Source organism: Pyrococcus yayanosii CH1, from assembly GCF_000215995.1.
Lineage (GTDB): Archaea > Methanobacteriota_B > Thermococci > Thermococcales > Thermococcaceae > Pyrococcus > Pyrococcus yayanosii.
The window spans coordinates 1,458,249-1,472,759 of record NC_015680.1; the positions used below are offsets into that span (position 1 = coordinate 1,458,249).

A 14,511-nucleotide genomic window follows, 5' to 3' on the forward strand; every position below is an offset into this window, starting at 1 on the left:
CGGCGAGAGAGCTTGGGCTATGCATAAAAAGTGCAGCACTCAACGCGCTGAAAAGACTTAACACCGAGATCCCCGATAACCTGAGGGATGAGTACCTTAGATGGAAGGGGAAGGTCTTGGCAATGCTTGGTCTTTCTATTTTACAAGCATGGAGGGGGATTTCTAGTTTTGACAACTGCTGAAGTCCCAGTTTTCCTCACTAACAGACCTATCATAAGTGAAGTGTTTATATTCCCGAAACAACCTCCCCAAACAATCGAAGATGCAGAAAAGGAACTCGAAAGGTTAAGGGATAACAACTAAACTTATCAACAAAAAGAGTAGAAGTGTGGTATAAGGTCGTGATAAGGGACAAAAGGAAAATGGAAACTTTAGCCGCCCGCTTATTCTAACTGCTCCAGCCATCGTCTGTAGGCCTCCTTTACTTCCTTTCTCCTGAAGCTCGGAACGGCATGTCTGAAGGGATTGAACTTCATGAGCTCTCTTTCCGTCCTCCCGATGTAGGTGGCCACGAGGCCGACCTTGGAGTGAAGGGTGGAGGGAAGCCTGAGGATTCTTTTTACGTCCACGGTGACGCGGCCGTCGAAGTAGGCCTTCGAAAACCTCGTGGAGAGGGCGAAGAGTCTCGCTAAGCTTTCCACCCCTACGCCCTCGGGGAAGGCGGCCAGTATGGCCTTCCTCACGAAGCCCTCATATATACTCTCCTTCTCGGCGAGTATCTTCTCAGCGATGTTCCTCCTTATCCCCGCGCTCTTCAGGTGGCCCGGCCGGACGCGGAGGATGAAATAGCCGAAGCGGAGCCTAAAAACCCGGGGATAGCCGGAGCTCAGGACGAACCATCCCCTTCTCTCCATAAGCAATTTCCGGAACTCCCTCGCCTCCTCAATCTCGCTCGTCGATACGAAGGCCAAGAGCCTCTCCCTAGCTTTGGCATCAAGCTTAAGTGCCCATTCATCGAGAATCCTTATGTGGTAGCCCCTTCCTGAATAAACCACGTGGATGTCTTCAAAGCCAAGATCCTCCCTGAGCACCGTCAGCGTGTCTCTCGCGAGCTCCCTGGCGTCATTGAGGCAAATAGGGCATACAGTACCCGGCTCGTGGTTGCATCTCTTTAGGGGGAGGTCCTTGGCGTCTATGTCGAAAACTAACTCTGTCCCTAACCAGCCCTCCATCTCGCTCGGCCTCTCATATAGGGCCACGCTTGAGTAAACGGCGTAGGGGGCGGTTGCCTTTATGTAGTCCTCTAGGTCTCTTATGTCGGAGTATGAGTTCTTCCTGTCGCTTGGCCCTTCACCTGTGTGGTCGAAGCCGAACTCTCGCCTTTCGAGGGTCTCGAGTATGAAGGCAGGTATCTTCTTGGAATCCCACTCCTTCCTGTAAAACTCAGCCCTCTCCTCTTTGCTGACTTCCCTCAGGAGCATTGCTCCTTCCCTCCAGGTAGAGCCTCCTCAGGTAGTATGTCAGGGGGTTCCTGACGTAGCGGCAGTGCTTGTCGGGAGTGCAGAGCTGGGGAGCGTTGGCTTTTACCTTGTCGCAGTTGGGGGGAAAGTACCACGTCGAATTCCCACTATCCTCTAGCGTGGGCCTCGCCGTGTATCCGAAGCCGAGGTGGTACCATATGTTCTTTATCTCGTTTGGCTGGTCCTCGAAGAGCGGTGGGCTACAGCGGTTGCCGGCCTCGATGATTATGGGCAGTATCTCCTCCTCAATTATCCTCATATCCTTGACGCAGTCTCTGACACGGACGTTGCGCCGAGGCGGATTCGGACAGAGCCTCGCGTAGCTAAGGAAAGACGTCAGCAGGACCGTTATTGCGTAGTTCCTCAGGCCCTGCGGGACTCCCCTCAGGGCGTTCTTCACGCAGGGTGGAAATAGCTCCGGCCGAAGCTTCCCCGGTCCGGCCTTGAACCTCTTCCCAAATCTCTCTTGGGCAAGGGACGATAGGGCATCGAACACCTCCTGGTAGAAGGGGGGCAGCTCTTCCCTTATCTCGTATATCAGGTTCACGGCTCTCTCAAGGTTCCTTTCAAAGGCTTTTTCCCACACTCTCAGAAGTTCCTCCCTCGTAAGGTAAACGTAGCCACCCCTCACGTAAACGAAGGAAAGCCCCTCGTCCGTCAGGTCAAGGTAGTTTCTCACGTGCATCCGGTAGTGGAGTGGGCCAAGTATCTTAACGTCTCTCTCCGGAACGTTGTCGACGGGCTCGAGGGGGAGGGCAAGCTCCCCGACGGAAACTTCCTTAGAGGCTCTAATCCTCTCCCTGTATATGGCTAGATTTGCCTTCCTCACGAGCTCCAGCTCGAGGCCGTAGGGTGAGTGAGCTAGGGCACCTAACAGGGCGTAGAAGGTGGCGAGGTCCTTAAGGTCGTCCATTTTGAGGATTTTCTCCGGGACCTTACTTGATTTAAGCCAGCTAACCCTCTCCAGAACCTCGGATTTGTCCACAAAGTTTGGGATTGCTAGGAGGAACTCATTGAGGCTCCTAAATTCTTCCAACAGTTCCCTTGCCTTCCTTCCGAAAGGGTCGAGCATGGTGGGAATTAGGGGGCGCACGATAAAACCCTTGCGGAAACGATTTATAGGGTCCCTTCATACCTCCCCCGGGATGGCCATGAACAAAGCCTCCCTGACTCAGGACGTGCCCCCAGATAGGGTTGAGGCCATGGAGAAGATAATAGAGAGGCCAAAGCCCGTGAAGGTAATGATCTTAGGGGGAGTTGACACGGGGAAGACCACTCTGACCGTCTACCTCGCCAACGCCCTCGTCGAGCAGGGTCTCAAGGTGGCAATCATAGACAGCGACGTTGGTCAGAAGGGCATTCTGCCCCCAGCCACGATAAGTCTCGCCCTCGCGGAGGCTCCCTTCTCTTCCCTTGGGGAGCTTAGTCCTCTTAAGCACTACTTCGTGGGCACGGTTACTCCCAACCAGCACTTCGCCGAGATGGTCGTAGGGGTCACGAGGCTCGCCCGGCTCGCCCAAGAGGTTGCGGACGTCGTTCTGATAGATACGACGGGTCTCGTTCATGGGCCGGGCGTTGAGCTTAAGAGGATGAAGATAGAGGCAGTTGGACCTGATATTGTTCTTGCCCTCGATAGGGAGGGGGAGCTTGCCCCAATACTCAAGCCTTTCGAGGGCAAGCTAGATGTTGTGAAGCTTCAGGTGAGCGATAAGGCGAGGAGCTACTCGAGGGGCGAGAGAAGGGATATGAGGAGGGAGAAGTGGAGGGCCTACTTTAGGGGTGTCCGTCCCATTACCCTCGACCTATCGAAGTTCGTCATTACGGGCACCTCCCTCTTTCAGGGTCGGCCTCTGAGCGAGGAGGAAAAGGGTCTCTTGGAAGGGATATTCAAATGGCTGATTCTACACGGGAGAAAGGTCGGGGGTAGGTACTTCATCGTGAAGGCCGACGTCGGTGAGGGTCCAAGGAGCGTTGACAGAAATGTCCTCCGCTACATCGACTTCGACAGGCTCAGCAACATCCTCCTTGGCCTGATAGATGAAGATGGCTTCTGCTTAGGCCTTGGCATTCTCAAGCTCCTAAACTTTGGGGATATGAAGGCCGAAATCCTGACGCCACTCGACGATGGGGAGTTGGCCCGCGTTAAGGAGATAAGGTTCGGGAGGATGAGGGTGAGGGAGGACGGGGAGGAGCTGGGTCTCTTGGATAGGGATGCCCTCTAATGCCCAACTTCGCCAAAAGATTTATGAAGCCTGTAAAGGATGTCAGTTTGTAAAGTTCAAGTGGAGGGCCGGAGTATGACAAGAGACAGGGGCGAGCTTACCAACAGGCAGATAGAGCTCCTGAAGAAGCTTTACAAAGAGGGGAAGACCATAGAGGTTCACACCGTCGAGAAGACCCAGGATGAGCTGGCTGAAGAGCTAGGCATAACGAGGCAGGCCCTCAGCAATCACCTGAAAGTTCTCAAGGAGTTGGGATATATAAGGACGGGCAGGGGCTTCATAGACCTGACGGAGAAGGCTCTAGAGCTGCTGGGTGAGAAGAGGGGCGATGTCTTTATATTTGTCAAAATAGAGCCCACGAAGAGGAAGCACGTTTACGACGCCATAAAGAAGCTGAGGGTTAAGAGGATATACCGCGTCACGGGTGACATAGACCTCATAATAGAGGCCGACAAGAGCAGGCTTGACGAGATACTCGAGGAGATAGCGGCTCTCGATGGCGTGAAGGAGACCGTCACCCACGTCGTTCTTGGGACGCTCTGAGGATATCGTCAATCCTTTTTCTAAGGACATCAATATTGTCGCCGAACTTTGCTGATAGTGGGATAAAAACTTCTTCAATTTTTTCATATGGAACGCCGAACTTCTCGGCTAGGAAATGAATTGTTCTTTGGACGTTTTTAATCTTGTCGAGCTTGTTCACGGCAACTATCGTCGGTATATTTAGCTCGGTGAGGAACTGGTAAAATTCGACATCTATAGGTATCTCTCCCCTCTTTTCCCACCGCTCGATAATTTCGGGGGCCGCCTTTCCGTCGACGACGAGTATTGCCAAGTCTATCTTGTCGGCGTTGTCCTCTATGAAGTGCACTATCTCGTCCTTGATTCTCTCCTGAACCTCCTTGGGCAGGCCAGCCATAAAGCCGAAGCCGGGCATGTCTATTACCCTGTGGCCCCTCCACTCGAGTTCAATTATCTTCCTCGTTACTCCCGGCCTCTTTCCCCTCCTAACCCTCTTCCCGGTCAGCTTGTATATCAGGGTACTTTTGCCCACGTTGGAGCGGCCCACGAAGATTATCGTCGCCATCAGCCCCTTGTCGTTTTGGGCCTTTATAAGGCCTTGTGCTATTCCTCTCATAACGCTTCGATAGGTTTAAAATCGAAAGCCATGACGGGAAACCGATGAGATACTCCTTCGGAAAGGACGCGTGGCTGCTCGTGGCTTACTCCTTTGTGGCATGGTTAGGGGGCAATATCGTCTGGTTCGTCCAGCCATTCTATTTCCGGTCCCTTGGTCTCGGATACGAGGAGATAGGTGTAATATTCTCACTATCTACCCTTGTTCAGGCCTTTGCCCTCCTCCTTACAGGTCCCATCGCCGTCAGGTTCGGGTATAGGAGAGTAATATTGCTTGCGGCGATTCTCTTCCTCACAGCCCGCCTTATTCAGGTCTTCTACCCACTCTTCCCCCTCTTACTGCTCTCCTCGGTCCTCCTCGGTTTTGGCATGGCCCTCGAGTGGCCGGCATTCATGAGTCTGTTAAGTGAGAACGCCCCGGAGGAGAGTAGGCACTATCTTTTCTCCCTCAACTCAGCCATCGCCACGATAGGTGCCGCGATGGGGTCGTTTATGGGGGGCCTCATGCCTAATTATTTTGGATACAGGGGAACGATGCTCATCGCGACCCTCCTCATTCCCGTGCAGGGCCTTATGGTTTTCCTAGTCTCCCCGGTGATGGAGAGGAAGGGGCAGGGGGTCGAGTTCAGAAAGGAAACCCTCATTAAGGTTCTCAAATTCTCGCTTCCCACGACGCTTATAGGCCTTGGGGCCGGAGTTACCATACCCTACATGGGGCTCTGGTTCAGGACAGTCTTTGGAACCGGCTTGGAAGAGATAGGGACTCTCTTTGCTGTTCAGCAATTCATAATGGGTCTTGGAACATTCCTCCTACCGATGATAGCCGACAGGATTGGGAGCGTCAAGACAATAGTGACCTTCAACGGCTCGGCGACGGCCTTAATAGTGGTGCTGCCCTTCCTCCCGAGCTTTCCACTCGCAGCTGCAGTTTACATTATCAGGACGATTCTCATGAACATCGTGAACCCAATATGGGATGCATTCATGATGAAGTTTTTTAGAAGTGGGGAGCGCTCGACTGCACTAGCCCTGAGAAGCTTCTCTTGGACGGTCACCTTCGGTGTGGGACAGTACCTTGGCGGGATACTCTTTGATCGTTCCCTGGCAATGCCCTTCTTTATAACGGGACTTCTCTACGGCCTCTCCGTCTTCAGCTTCTGGGTCATGTTCAAGGAAGAGGAATAGTTGCTCTGAACGTTTTTCAGAACTCTCTGAGGAGAATTGAAAGCCCTGGCAGGTTCTCTCCAGCAAATTTTTAAGAGTCCGGTTCCTTGTCGAAGTGATGAGAAGGAAGCTGTTGCTCCTCGTGAGCCTCGGCTGGATTTTTAATTACGCCCACAGGATGGCGATTTCACCCCTGCTCACAATGATAATGGCCGAATTTGGAATCAATAATGCCGAGGCCGGCCTTCTTATGACTTCTCTACTCCTGCCTTACGCCATCGTTCAAGTTCCTGCCGGATACATCGGCGATAGGATTGGACGAAAGAGGCTCCTCGTGCTTAGCATAATCGGCTACTCACTCTCATCTACCCTGATAATTTTTGTCCGCCATTACTGGGAGCTCCTGGCTGTGAGGGCCCTCTATGGCCTGTTCTCCGGTTTCTACTATGCTCCCGCAACCGCTTTGATAAGTGAGCTTTATCGCGAGAAAAAGGGCTCCGCTCTGGGCGTTTTCATGATTGGCCCTCCAGTGGGAAGCGGGATAGCTCCGCTCATAGTCGTTCCCGTGGCCCTCAGCCTTGAGTGGCGCCATGCTTTTTTACTTCTCTCCGCCATGAGTCTACCCATCGGTCTTGCGCTGGCCTTCACCGTTAAGGGGGAAGTTTCGAAGCCAAGGGGAGTAAGATTTTCAATTCCCCGAGACGCTCTCCTTCTAAGTGCCGCTAATTTCATAGTCTTGGCGGCTTTCTTCGGCATGCTAACGTTTCTCGTCTCCTTTCTTGTTAGCTCTGGTGTCTCCGTTGAAGTAGCATCCCTTCTGTTTTCGTTGCTCTCTGTCATTGGTGTGGTGGGTTCTCTTTTCGGCGGAGCGCTTTACGACAGAATTGGAAGAAGGAGCATCGCGCTCGTCTTTGGATTCAACGCTCTCCTGACATTTCTCTTGGCGGTTACCGCGTCTCCTTGGGTTATCATACCGCTTGGCCTTACATTTTATTCGGTTGGTGCTATAATTACCGCTTACACCTCGGAAAAGGCCAGCCCTGAGAACCTTGGCTCCGTAATGGGCTTCGTTAACATGGTCGGCTTCTTTGGAGCAACTGCTGGACCATACTTTCTCGGTCTACTAATAGACAGTTTCGGACATGAGAAGGCTTTCCTATCGGTTCCTGTTATGTATCTCATTGCATGGGTGATAATCAGAATGGAAGAAAAGGAAATCAGCCGTATATAACCTCGTGCGACAGTATGCTCTGGAGCAACTTCTTCTCGTTTCCGAGGACCTTGTCTATCGCCTTGAGAAAGTCCTCCTGCGTGACGTAGGTTCTCCTGTCCCTTATGGCGAACATACCTGCCTCCGTCGCTATTGCCTTGAGGTCCGCACCGCTAGCACCCTCTGTCATCTCCGCTATGAGCCTGAGGTCAACGTTCCTAAGCTTCATCCTCCTCGTGTGGACCTTGAGTATTTCCAGCCTACCTTCGAAGTCAGGGAGCGGAACTTCTATCAGCCTGTCGAATCTGCCAGGCCTGAGAAGGGCAGGGTCGAGGATGTCGGGCCTGTTGGTAGCTGCTATAACCTTTACATTACCTCTCGGGTCGAAGCCGTCCATCTCGGCGAGGAGTTGCATGAGGGTTCTGTTGACTTCCCTCTCTCCCCCCGTCGTCTCGTCCATCCTCTTCGCACCGATAGCGTCTATCTCGTCGATGAAGATTATGGTCGGTGCTTTCTCCTTCGCAAGCTCGAAGAGTTCATGGACTAAACGAGCACCTTCGCCGATGTACTTCCGCACGAGCTCGCTCCCGACGACGTGGATGAACGTTGCGTTGACCTCGTGGGCGAGGGCCTTCGCCATGAGCGTCTTCCCACAGCCGGGCGGTCCGTAGAGTAGGACGCCCTTTGGAGGTTCTATGCCCACTTCCTCGAAGAGCTCTGGGTGTTTTAGTGGAAGCTCTATAGCTTCTCTCAGCTCCTGCAGCTGCTTTTTGAGACCTCCTATGTCCTTGTAGGTGACGTTGGGTCTCTCTATGACCTCGAAGCCAAGGACCGCCGGGTCTTTGGGCGATGGGAGAATCTCTATTATGGCCATCGTCCTCTGGTCGAGTGCAACCCTTGACCCTGGCCTGAGCTTCTCTTTCTCGACCCATGGGGCTATCCTCACGACGAAGCGCGGCCCGTTGTAGTTCTGGACTATGGCCCTGTCATCGTCAAGGAGCTCTATGACGGTTCCCGCAAATGCAGGTGGCTGTCTCAGTCTCGACATCTCCGTTCTCAGGCGGGAGAGTTCTCTCTCTAGTCTCTCCTTATCCGCTTCAAGCATCCTCACTTGGAGCTCTAACTGCCTTATGCGCCTCTTGAGATAAGTTATGTAATCATCGTACCCCCCTTCAAACGTAACTTCATCACCGCTCATACTCTCACCTCTCCAGATGGTAGTTCTGCAAGAATCCTTATAACCTTACGCCTAACCATTAATCTCGCCCAGCGTCCTTGTTTGCCGAGGTTTATAAAGGTTTGGTGCCTTTAGTCCTCAAGGAACTCCAGCGCTTTCTCCGTCTTCTTGTCGAACAGCACTATCCTGTCCTCTTGGATCTTCACGGTAACCCTTTCTCCGAAGTTGAAGTGCTCTCCCTCAGGCGCGAAGACCTTGACAACCGCTCCATCGATAAATATCGTGATTATCTGCTCCCTTCCAAGCGGTTCGAACGAATAAACCTCTCCGACGAGTCCCTCTGTCTCCCCCTTCACTATCTCAGCATCGTGAGGCCTGAAGCCAAGAAGGACCTCCCTTACACCAAGCTTTTCGATTAACTCCTTGTAGTGAGCGGGGATGGGTATCCTGTTGCCGTAAACCCTTAGGTAGCCATCTTCGACTTCGGCCTCAACGAAGTTCATTGGAGGATTGCCGAGGAACCCACCGACGAACTTATACTTCGGTTTGTAATAGACCTCATCGGGCGTCCCGACTTGGAGTATCTTCCCCTCCCTTATGACGGCCACCCTGTCGGCCATTGCCAGAGCCTCGGCTTGGTCGTGGGTCACGTAAATGGTCGTTATTCCTAGCTCCTTCTGGAGCCTCTTGAGCTCGGCCCTGACCTTTATCCTTAGGAGGGCGTCGAGATTGCTGAGGGGCTCGTCGAGAAGGAGGACATCGGGCTCCTTGACAAGAGCCCTTGCTATCGCTACGCGCTGCTGTTGTCCGCCACTCAGTTGCCAGGGGTAGCGGTCGAGCAGTCCCTCTATATGGAGCATCTTGGCCGCGGCCTTGACCTTCTTCTCTATCTCCTCCCTTGGAACCTTCCTGAGCTCGAGAGGGAAGGCTATATTCTTGTAGACAGTCATGTGAGGATAGAGAGCCCAGTTCTGAAAGACAAGGCCAACGTTCCTGTCCTTAGGTGGAACCTCCGTGACGTCCCTGTCGTCGAAGTATATCCGCCCACTGGTGGGCTTATATATCCCGGCTATCGTGTAGAGGATAGTTGATTTCCCACTACCCGAGGGTCCGAGGAGAGCCATGAACTCCCTGTCCTCTATCTTCAGGTTTATGTTGTCGAGGGCCGTGAAATCTCCAAATTTTTTCGTTATGTTCTCGAGCGTTATCCTAACCATTCCAAATCACCCCTTAATACCGCCCGAGTATCCTTGGAGGAGTAGCTGCTGGGCGGTGATGAAGAATATTATAGTTGGTACCAGGTAGAGGGTTCCTGCTGCCGCTATCAGGGGCATGTGTGAGTACTCGGCCTCTATGTTGGCCTCAATGAACGTGGCGAGCGTCTGGTCTATGAGGAACGTCCTCACGTATATTATATCCTGCCACCCGGCGAGGAAGGCGAAGAGAGCAACTGCCAAGATGCCCGGCTTGACTAGGGGGAGCATGATCTTCCACCAAACCTTTATCCTTGAGGCACCGTCTATTATCCCCGACCACTCGAACTCCCAGGGAACGGTGTCGAAAAACCCTTTCATGAGCCACACTGACATGGGGATTTCTAAGGCACCCCTCGCGAGGACTACATAAAAGAACGAGTAAAACCTCACCATCTCGGGGCTCTGGGGAAACGTCAGGCGGTAGAGAAGGTAAACACCGACTATGAGAGCCACGCCCGGGAAGGCGTGGAGGAGAAGGAGGAGCACCATAAGATGCTTCCTTCCCCTGAAGTCTATCCTCGAGAGGGAATAGCCCGCCATTGTGCTCACGAGCGTCACGATACCGGCGACGCCCAGTGCCACGATGAAAGTGTTGAGGGTTATTCGGAGAATGTTCGTTCTTATGCCACCCGTTATTGCGAGCCTACCCTGGAAGACGTTGATCCAGTTCTCTATGGTGAAGTGGAGCGACTTAAGGTCGAGGTTGGTGACCATGTCTGTGCTAAAGCTTGACAAGATGAGGAGTGAGAAGCCCAGGATGAGGGGAAGGCTCGCGAAGAACACCGCTAGGATTATCGCCCATTCATACTTTCTCGGTCTCGTCTCCACATCCCTCATTAGAAGTCCCCCCTAGGCTTCTTTATCATCTTTTCAAAGTGAAGTACCTTCAGGGTCACGAGGCCTCCAAGCATTCCGAGGATGGAGAGTATAACGGCGGCCGCCGCTGCGAGCCCCTGATCCTGCTCTCCCCTTCCGAAGGCCGTGTTGAACACGTAGAGGGCTAGGGTCGTTCCGTAGTCCTTGTTAACAAGATCCCACTCCACGAGGAGGAATATGTGCGGATACGTTGTCAGTAGGCTCAGGAACTGCCACGTTAACACGTACAGGAAGTGCCACTTCATGAGGGGGAGAAGTATCCTCCTCGATATCTCCCAGGCCGACGCCCCATCGACTCTAGCCGCTATTACAAGCTCTTTCGGGATCTGATTTAAGGCGGACGTGAAGACTATCATTCCGAAGCTCACGCCCACGAGCCCGTTGACAAAAATTATTATGCTCCAGGCCCCCCAGGGCACGACCTGGCCCCAGGGAATTGGTTCAGAAATCAAGCCGAGTTTCATCAAAATCGAATTCAGCGTCCCGATGTCGCTTCCGTGGAAGAAGTAGTACCACACGAGGCTGTACACGGCGATGGGGGACATCCTCGGCAGAAGCCAGAGGAGGCGGAACCCCGACGCGGGTCTCTCACTTACGAAGAACGTGGCCAGGGCAAGGCCGAGGCCACCAAAGACGTTTATTATGAGCGTGATGCCGACGAAGACGATGGTCGTCAGGATGACGGCCTTAAAAGTCGGGTCATGCTGGAACATATAGAACAGCCTTTGATAGTTGTAAAGGCCGACCAAATCGGTCAGGTATTTCTCGACGTTCCAATTCCTCATTCGCGTGAAGCTTATGTAAACTGTCAGGAGTAAAGGAAGCAGGTAAAATAGGATCACCATCACCATCATGGGTGAGAGAAAAAAGGAAAGGGTTAGAAGTCGCTCCTTCTTCATGGAATCACCCCATCACGGGAACGTCCAGTTCTCGGGAATCTCTCCAACTATCTCGACGTTCTGGGCGAGCTCTGGGTCAGCCTGAACCTTCTGGATTATGTAATCTACGGCCTCCTTGGGCGTCATCTCACCCCTGAGGACCTTGTCAACGGCCTCCTTGAAGATGTCAGCCAGCGCCGGGTACTTGGGATGGGCCGGGGCGAAGTGTGTGTACTCAAGCATGTAGCTGACGTCGGCGAGGAACTGGGCGTTTATCGGGTTTACCGTGGCCTTCACGATGTCCTTGATGTTCTCCTTGACCTCTTGGTCTAAGTCGAGGTTAAGGTTCTTGAGGTTGTTGAGCCACTTCTCGTCCTTGATTAGCTTTGCCGCTTCTTTCCTGACGGGCAGGTGGGCTGAGATGACGCTGTGTATGGCGTTTATATCGGGGTCGCTGGCCTTTACGAGAATGAGGAACGCCAGCTTGTGATAGACGTCCTTGAGCTCGTCGTACTTGGGGTTCTGCTGGCCTGCCTTGGAGTTTATCATCCAGACGAAGGGCTGGCTGAGCGTAACGGGCTTAAGGCCCTTCTCACCGGCGGGGAAGAGCGTGTACGCGAACCAATCCTTCACTTCCTCGGGCTTGAGGCCCCTGCCATGGTAGTACTGCTTGGTCTGCCACTCCGTCCAGTACCAAGTTCCACCTATGTCGAACAGCGTTCTGCCCTCGACTATGGTGGGGTGTATCTGCTTGGCCCAATCCCAGCTCATAATATCCTTTGGAAGCAGGCCGTCCTGGGCGAACTTCCACTCGACGTAGAGCCACTTGTAAACGGCTGGGACATCAACGACGAGCTTCCCGGTCTCCTCATCGTAAAGCTTTCCGCCGAAGGCGAAGATGAACTGTATGAGGTCTGGGTGGGCCGAGCCCTTCCTGTGAATCAGTCCCCACTCAGCGGCTCCACTTTCTTTTGCCTTTTTAGCCCAGTAGTAGACGTCACTCCAGGTGAACTCTCCGTTCTTCACTTTTTCGGGCAGACTGTTCACGTCGAGGCCTATCTTCTCAGCCACGTCCTTCCTGACGTAGAGGGGCCTTGCCTCGGTGTCTTGAGGTAGGCCATAAAGCCTTCCCTTGTACTTGGAGGCCTCTATGAGGGAGGGGTAGAAGTCGTCTATGAGACCCTTGTAGGCGTAGGCGTAGTCGGTTATGTCAAGGATGTAGCCCTCCTCGGCCAGAGTCGGTAGGAAGGCGTAGCTGTTCACGAAGAAGTCGCCGGCCTGTCCAAGGGGCTGCTTGCTGAGGTAATCCTTGTAGGCATCCTGGAAGGATGCAACGTAATGGGTTTCAGTTATGACAATTCTGACGTTTATCCCGTTCTCTTCCCAAATCCTGTTTATCCTTCTGGCCGCCTCCACTATGCCATAAACTCTCATGACGCTGTTGGGGTCGCCGGAACCCCAGGCCGAGAATTTGACCTCGTTTATTCCGTTGGCCTCAAGGACCTTTCCTATTTCTATGACGTCCTTCGTAAAGTCCCCCGTCAGCTGAACCTCGGTCGAGGGGGCCTGGGTCTCCGTCCCGGTGCCCCCTATGCAGCCGCTGGCCGCCACACCGAGAAACAAAAGAGCTACCAACCATATGACCTCAGCCTTCACGGTTGCCACCTCCTTTCTCTGGTTTTAGGGAATAAAATCAGTTCAGTAAATGGAGGAACTTTGGTTGCAAGCCTTGGCATGAATAAGACTAAGGCTTTCTGACCTTAACTTGTCGGCAAATTTAAAAAGGATTTCGGTTGGAAATCCGAAAAATGAAAAATTCAGAGGAGTTCTTTTATGGTTTCGGCAAGCCTCTTGATGCCCTCCTCAATCTGGGCCTCGTCGACGTAGGTGAAGTTGAGGCGCATGGTGTTCTTAACGTCCCTGTGGGCGTAGAAGGCCTCTCCGGGCACGTAGGCGACGCCTTTGGCGACGGCCCTTTCCAGCATGGCCGTGGCGTTTATATTTTCTGGGAGCGTTACCCAGACGAACATGCCACCTTCAGGCCTCGTCCACCTGACGCCCTCAGGCATGTACCTCTCTAGGGCGTCCAGCATCGCGTCCCTCCTCGGCTTGTAGAACTCGATTATCTTGGGTATGTGCCTCTCGAGGTGGCCCCCGTCGAGGTAGCGCCAGGCAACGACTTGGCCGAAGGCGTTGGTGCAGAGGTCAACGCTCTGCTTCGCTATCTCCAGCTTCCTTATGAAGTGGGGCTCTCCGGCAATCCATCCAAGCCTGAAGCCGGGAGAGAGTATCTTCGAGAACGTTCCGAGGTATAGGACCCTGCCCTCATCGTCGAGGGCCTTTACCTTGGGCACGGGCTTGCCCGAATACCTAAGCTCCCCGTAGGGGTCGTCCTCGACGATTATGAAGTCGAACTCGCTCGCGAGCTCGATGAGGTGCTTCCTCCTCTCCTCTGCCATGGTGACGCCTGCTGGATTCTGGAAGGTCGGGACGGTGTAAACGAGCTTGACCTTTTTACCCTCGGCCTTGAGCTTCCTGAGCCTTTCCTCAAGGACGTCCGTCTTCATTCCCTCGTCATCGAGGGGTATCTGGATGTAAGTGGGTTCGTAGAAGCTGAAGGCCTGGAGGGCCGCCAGATAAGTTGGAGCCTCTACGACGACGATGTCACCCGGATCTATGAAGACCCTGCCTATGAGGTCCAGGGCTTGCTGAGAGCCGCTAGTGATCATTATATCAACCTTCGATGTCGGGATATCGTAGCGCTTCCTGAGCCACTTAGCTATGGCGAGCCTGAGGGGAGTGAACCCCTTCGTGGTTCCATACTGGAGGGCCTTGTCAGCGTGCTCGGTTATGACTTCCTCCAGTATCTCCTTAAGTATGTCAATTGGGAACGTCTTCGGATTGGGAAGGCCGCCCGCGAGGCTTATAACGTTGCTAGTCTCGACGAGCTTGAGTAGCTCTCTAATCTCTGAGGCCTTCATTCCCAAGGCCTTCTGTGAAAAGTAACTCTCAAAATTTAGGGGGCCGCTTTCGAGCTTCTTCCTAAGGTTTTCTTCCATCTCGAACCACCTCAATGAACGTTTATGGTCGTTTGAACACCTTTATACATACGAGTTTTGGGGCGATGAAAT

The 14,511-nt window shown here is 53.2% G+C and carries 13 protein-coding genes; 4 read left to right on the forward strand and 9 right to left on the reverse strand.

Features of this window, described 5'->3' with window-relative positions:
- Positions 1 to 383 precede the first annotated feature (383 nt).
- Both priS and priL read right to left on the reverse strand, forming a co-directional pair.
- Positions 384 to 1,421: a DNA primase catalytic subunit PriS gene (gene priS, locus PYCH_RS08060; protein ID WP_013906372.1), complete on the reverse strand. Its 1,038-nt coding sequence runs from the start codon at positions 1,419 to 1,421 to the stop codon at positions 384 to 386.
- Positions 1,384 to 2,532, reverse strand: a complete 1,149-nt coding sequence (gene priL, locus PYCH_RS08065) for a DNA primase large subunit PriL (protein ID WP_013906373.1) — start codon at positions 2,530 to 2,532, stop codon at positions 1,384 to 1,386. Before priL ends, priS begins: the two co-directional genes overlap by 38 nt.
- Positions 2,533 to 2,605: 73 nt before the next feature.
- On the opposite strand from priL, the gene PYCH_RS08070 reads away from it, so the two are divergent.
- Positions 2,606 to 3,682, forward strand: a complete 1,077-nt coding sequence (locus tag PYCH_RS08070; protein ID WP_048058282.1) for a Clp1/GlmU family protein — start codon at positions 2,606 to 2,608, stop codon at positions 3,680 to 3,682.
- 75 nt (positions 3,683 to 3,757) lie between these two features.
- A complete protein-coding gene (locus PYCH_RS08075; protein WP_013906375.1) occupies positions 3,758 to 4,225 on the forward strand; it encodes an Lrp/AsnC family transcriptional regulator in 468 nt (155 codons plus the stop codon).
- Here the strand turns inward: PYCH_RS08075 and engB are convergent.
- The gene (gene engB / locus PYCH_RS08080) at positions 4,197 to 4,769 is read right to left on the reverse strand and encodes a GTP-binding protein EngB (RefSeq protein WP_048058408.1); all 573 of its coding nucleotides are present in this window, start codon (positions 4,767 to 4,769) and stop codon (positions 4,197 to 4,199) included. The two genes, PYCH_RS08075 and engB, sit on opposite strands and share 29 nt — an antisense overlap.
- A 95-nt stretch (positions 4,770 to 4,864) precedes the next feature.
- Here engB and PYCH_RS08085 point away from each other — a divergent pair, with 95 nt between their 5' ends.
- Together PYCH_RS08085 and PYCH_RS08090 are read left to right on the forward strand one after the other, a co-directional pair.
- Positions 4,865 to 6,004: an MFS transporter gene (locus tag PYCH_RS08085; protein WP_013906377.1), complete on the forward strand. Its 1,140-nt coding sequence runs from the start codon at positions 4,865 to 4,867 to the stop codon at positions 6,002 to 6,004.
- Between the two features lie 97 nt (positions 6,005 to 6,101).
- Complete coding sequence (locus PYCH_RS08090; RefSeq protein ID WP_048058283.1) at positions 6,102 to 7,214, forward strand: MFS transporter; 1,113 nt, start codon at positions 6,102 to 6,104, stop codon at positions 7,212 to 7,214.
- Here the strand turns inward: PYCH_RS08090 and PYCH_RS08095 are convergent.
- The 6 genes from PYCH_RS08095 to PYCH_RS08120 form a co-directional block, all read right to left on the reverse strand.
- A complete protein-coding gene (locus tag PYCH_RS08095) occupies positions 7,201 to 8,391 on the reverse strand; it encodes a proteasome-activating nucleotidase (protein WP_013906379.1) in 1,191 nt (396 codons plus the stop codon). The genes PYCH_RS08090 and PYCH_RS08095 overlap by 14 nt on opposite strands.
- A gap of 110 nt (positions 8,392 to 8,501) precedes the next feature.
- Positions 8,502 to 9,587: an ABC transporter ATP-binding protein gene (locus tag PYCH_RS08100; RefSeq protein ID WP_013906380.1), complete on the reverse strand. Its 1,086-nt coding sequence runs from the start codon at positions 9,585 to 9,587 to the stop codon at positions 8,502 to 8,504.
- A 6-nt stretch (positions 9,588 to 9,593) separates the two neighbouring features.
- Positions 9,594 to 10,463 (reverse strand): carbohydrate ABC transporter permease, encoded by an 870-nt coding sequence (locus PYCH_RS08105; RefSeq protein ID WP_013906381.1) that lies wholly within the window; start codon positions 10,461 to 10,463, stop codon positions 9,594 to 9,596.
- Positions 10,463 to 11,401, reverse strand: a complete 939-nt coding sequence (locus PYCH_RS08110) for a carbohydrate ABC transporter permease (protein WP_013906382.1) — start codon at positions 11,399 to 11,401, stop codon at positions 10,463 to 10,465. The genes PYCH_RS08105 and PYCH_RS08110 overlap by 1 nt, the downstream gene beginning before the upstream one ends.
- A gap of 12 nt (positions 11,402 to 11,413) precedes the next feature.
- Complete coding sequence (locus PYCH_RS08115) at positions 11,414 to 13,036, reverse strand: extracellular solute-binding protein (RefSeq protein WP_013906383.1); 1,623 nt, start codon at positions 13,034 to 13,036, stop codon at positions 11,414 to 11,416.
- A 161-nt stretch (positions 13,037 to 13,197) separates the two neighbouring features.
- Complete coding sequence (locus PYCH_RS08120; RefSeq protein WP_013906384.1) at positions 13,198 to 14,439, reverse strand: aminotransferase-like domain-containing protein; 1,242 nt, start codon at positions 14,437 to 14,439, stop codon at positions 13,198 to 13,200.
- Between the last annotated feature and the right edge of the window lie 72 nt (positions 14,440 to 14,511).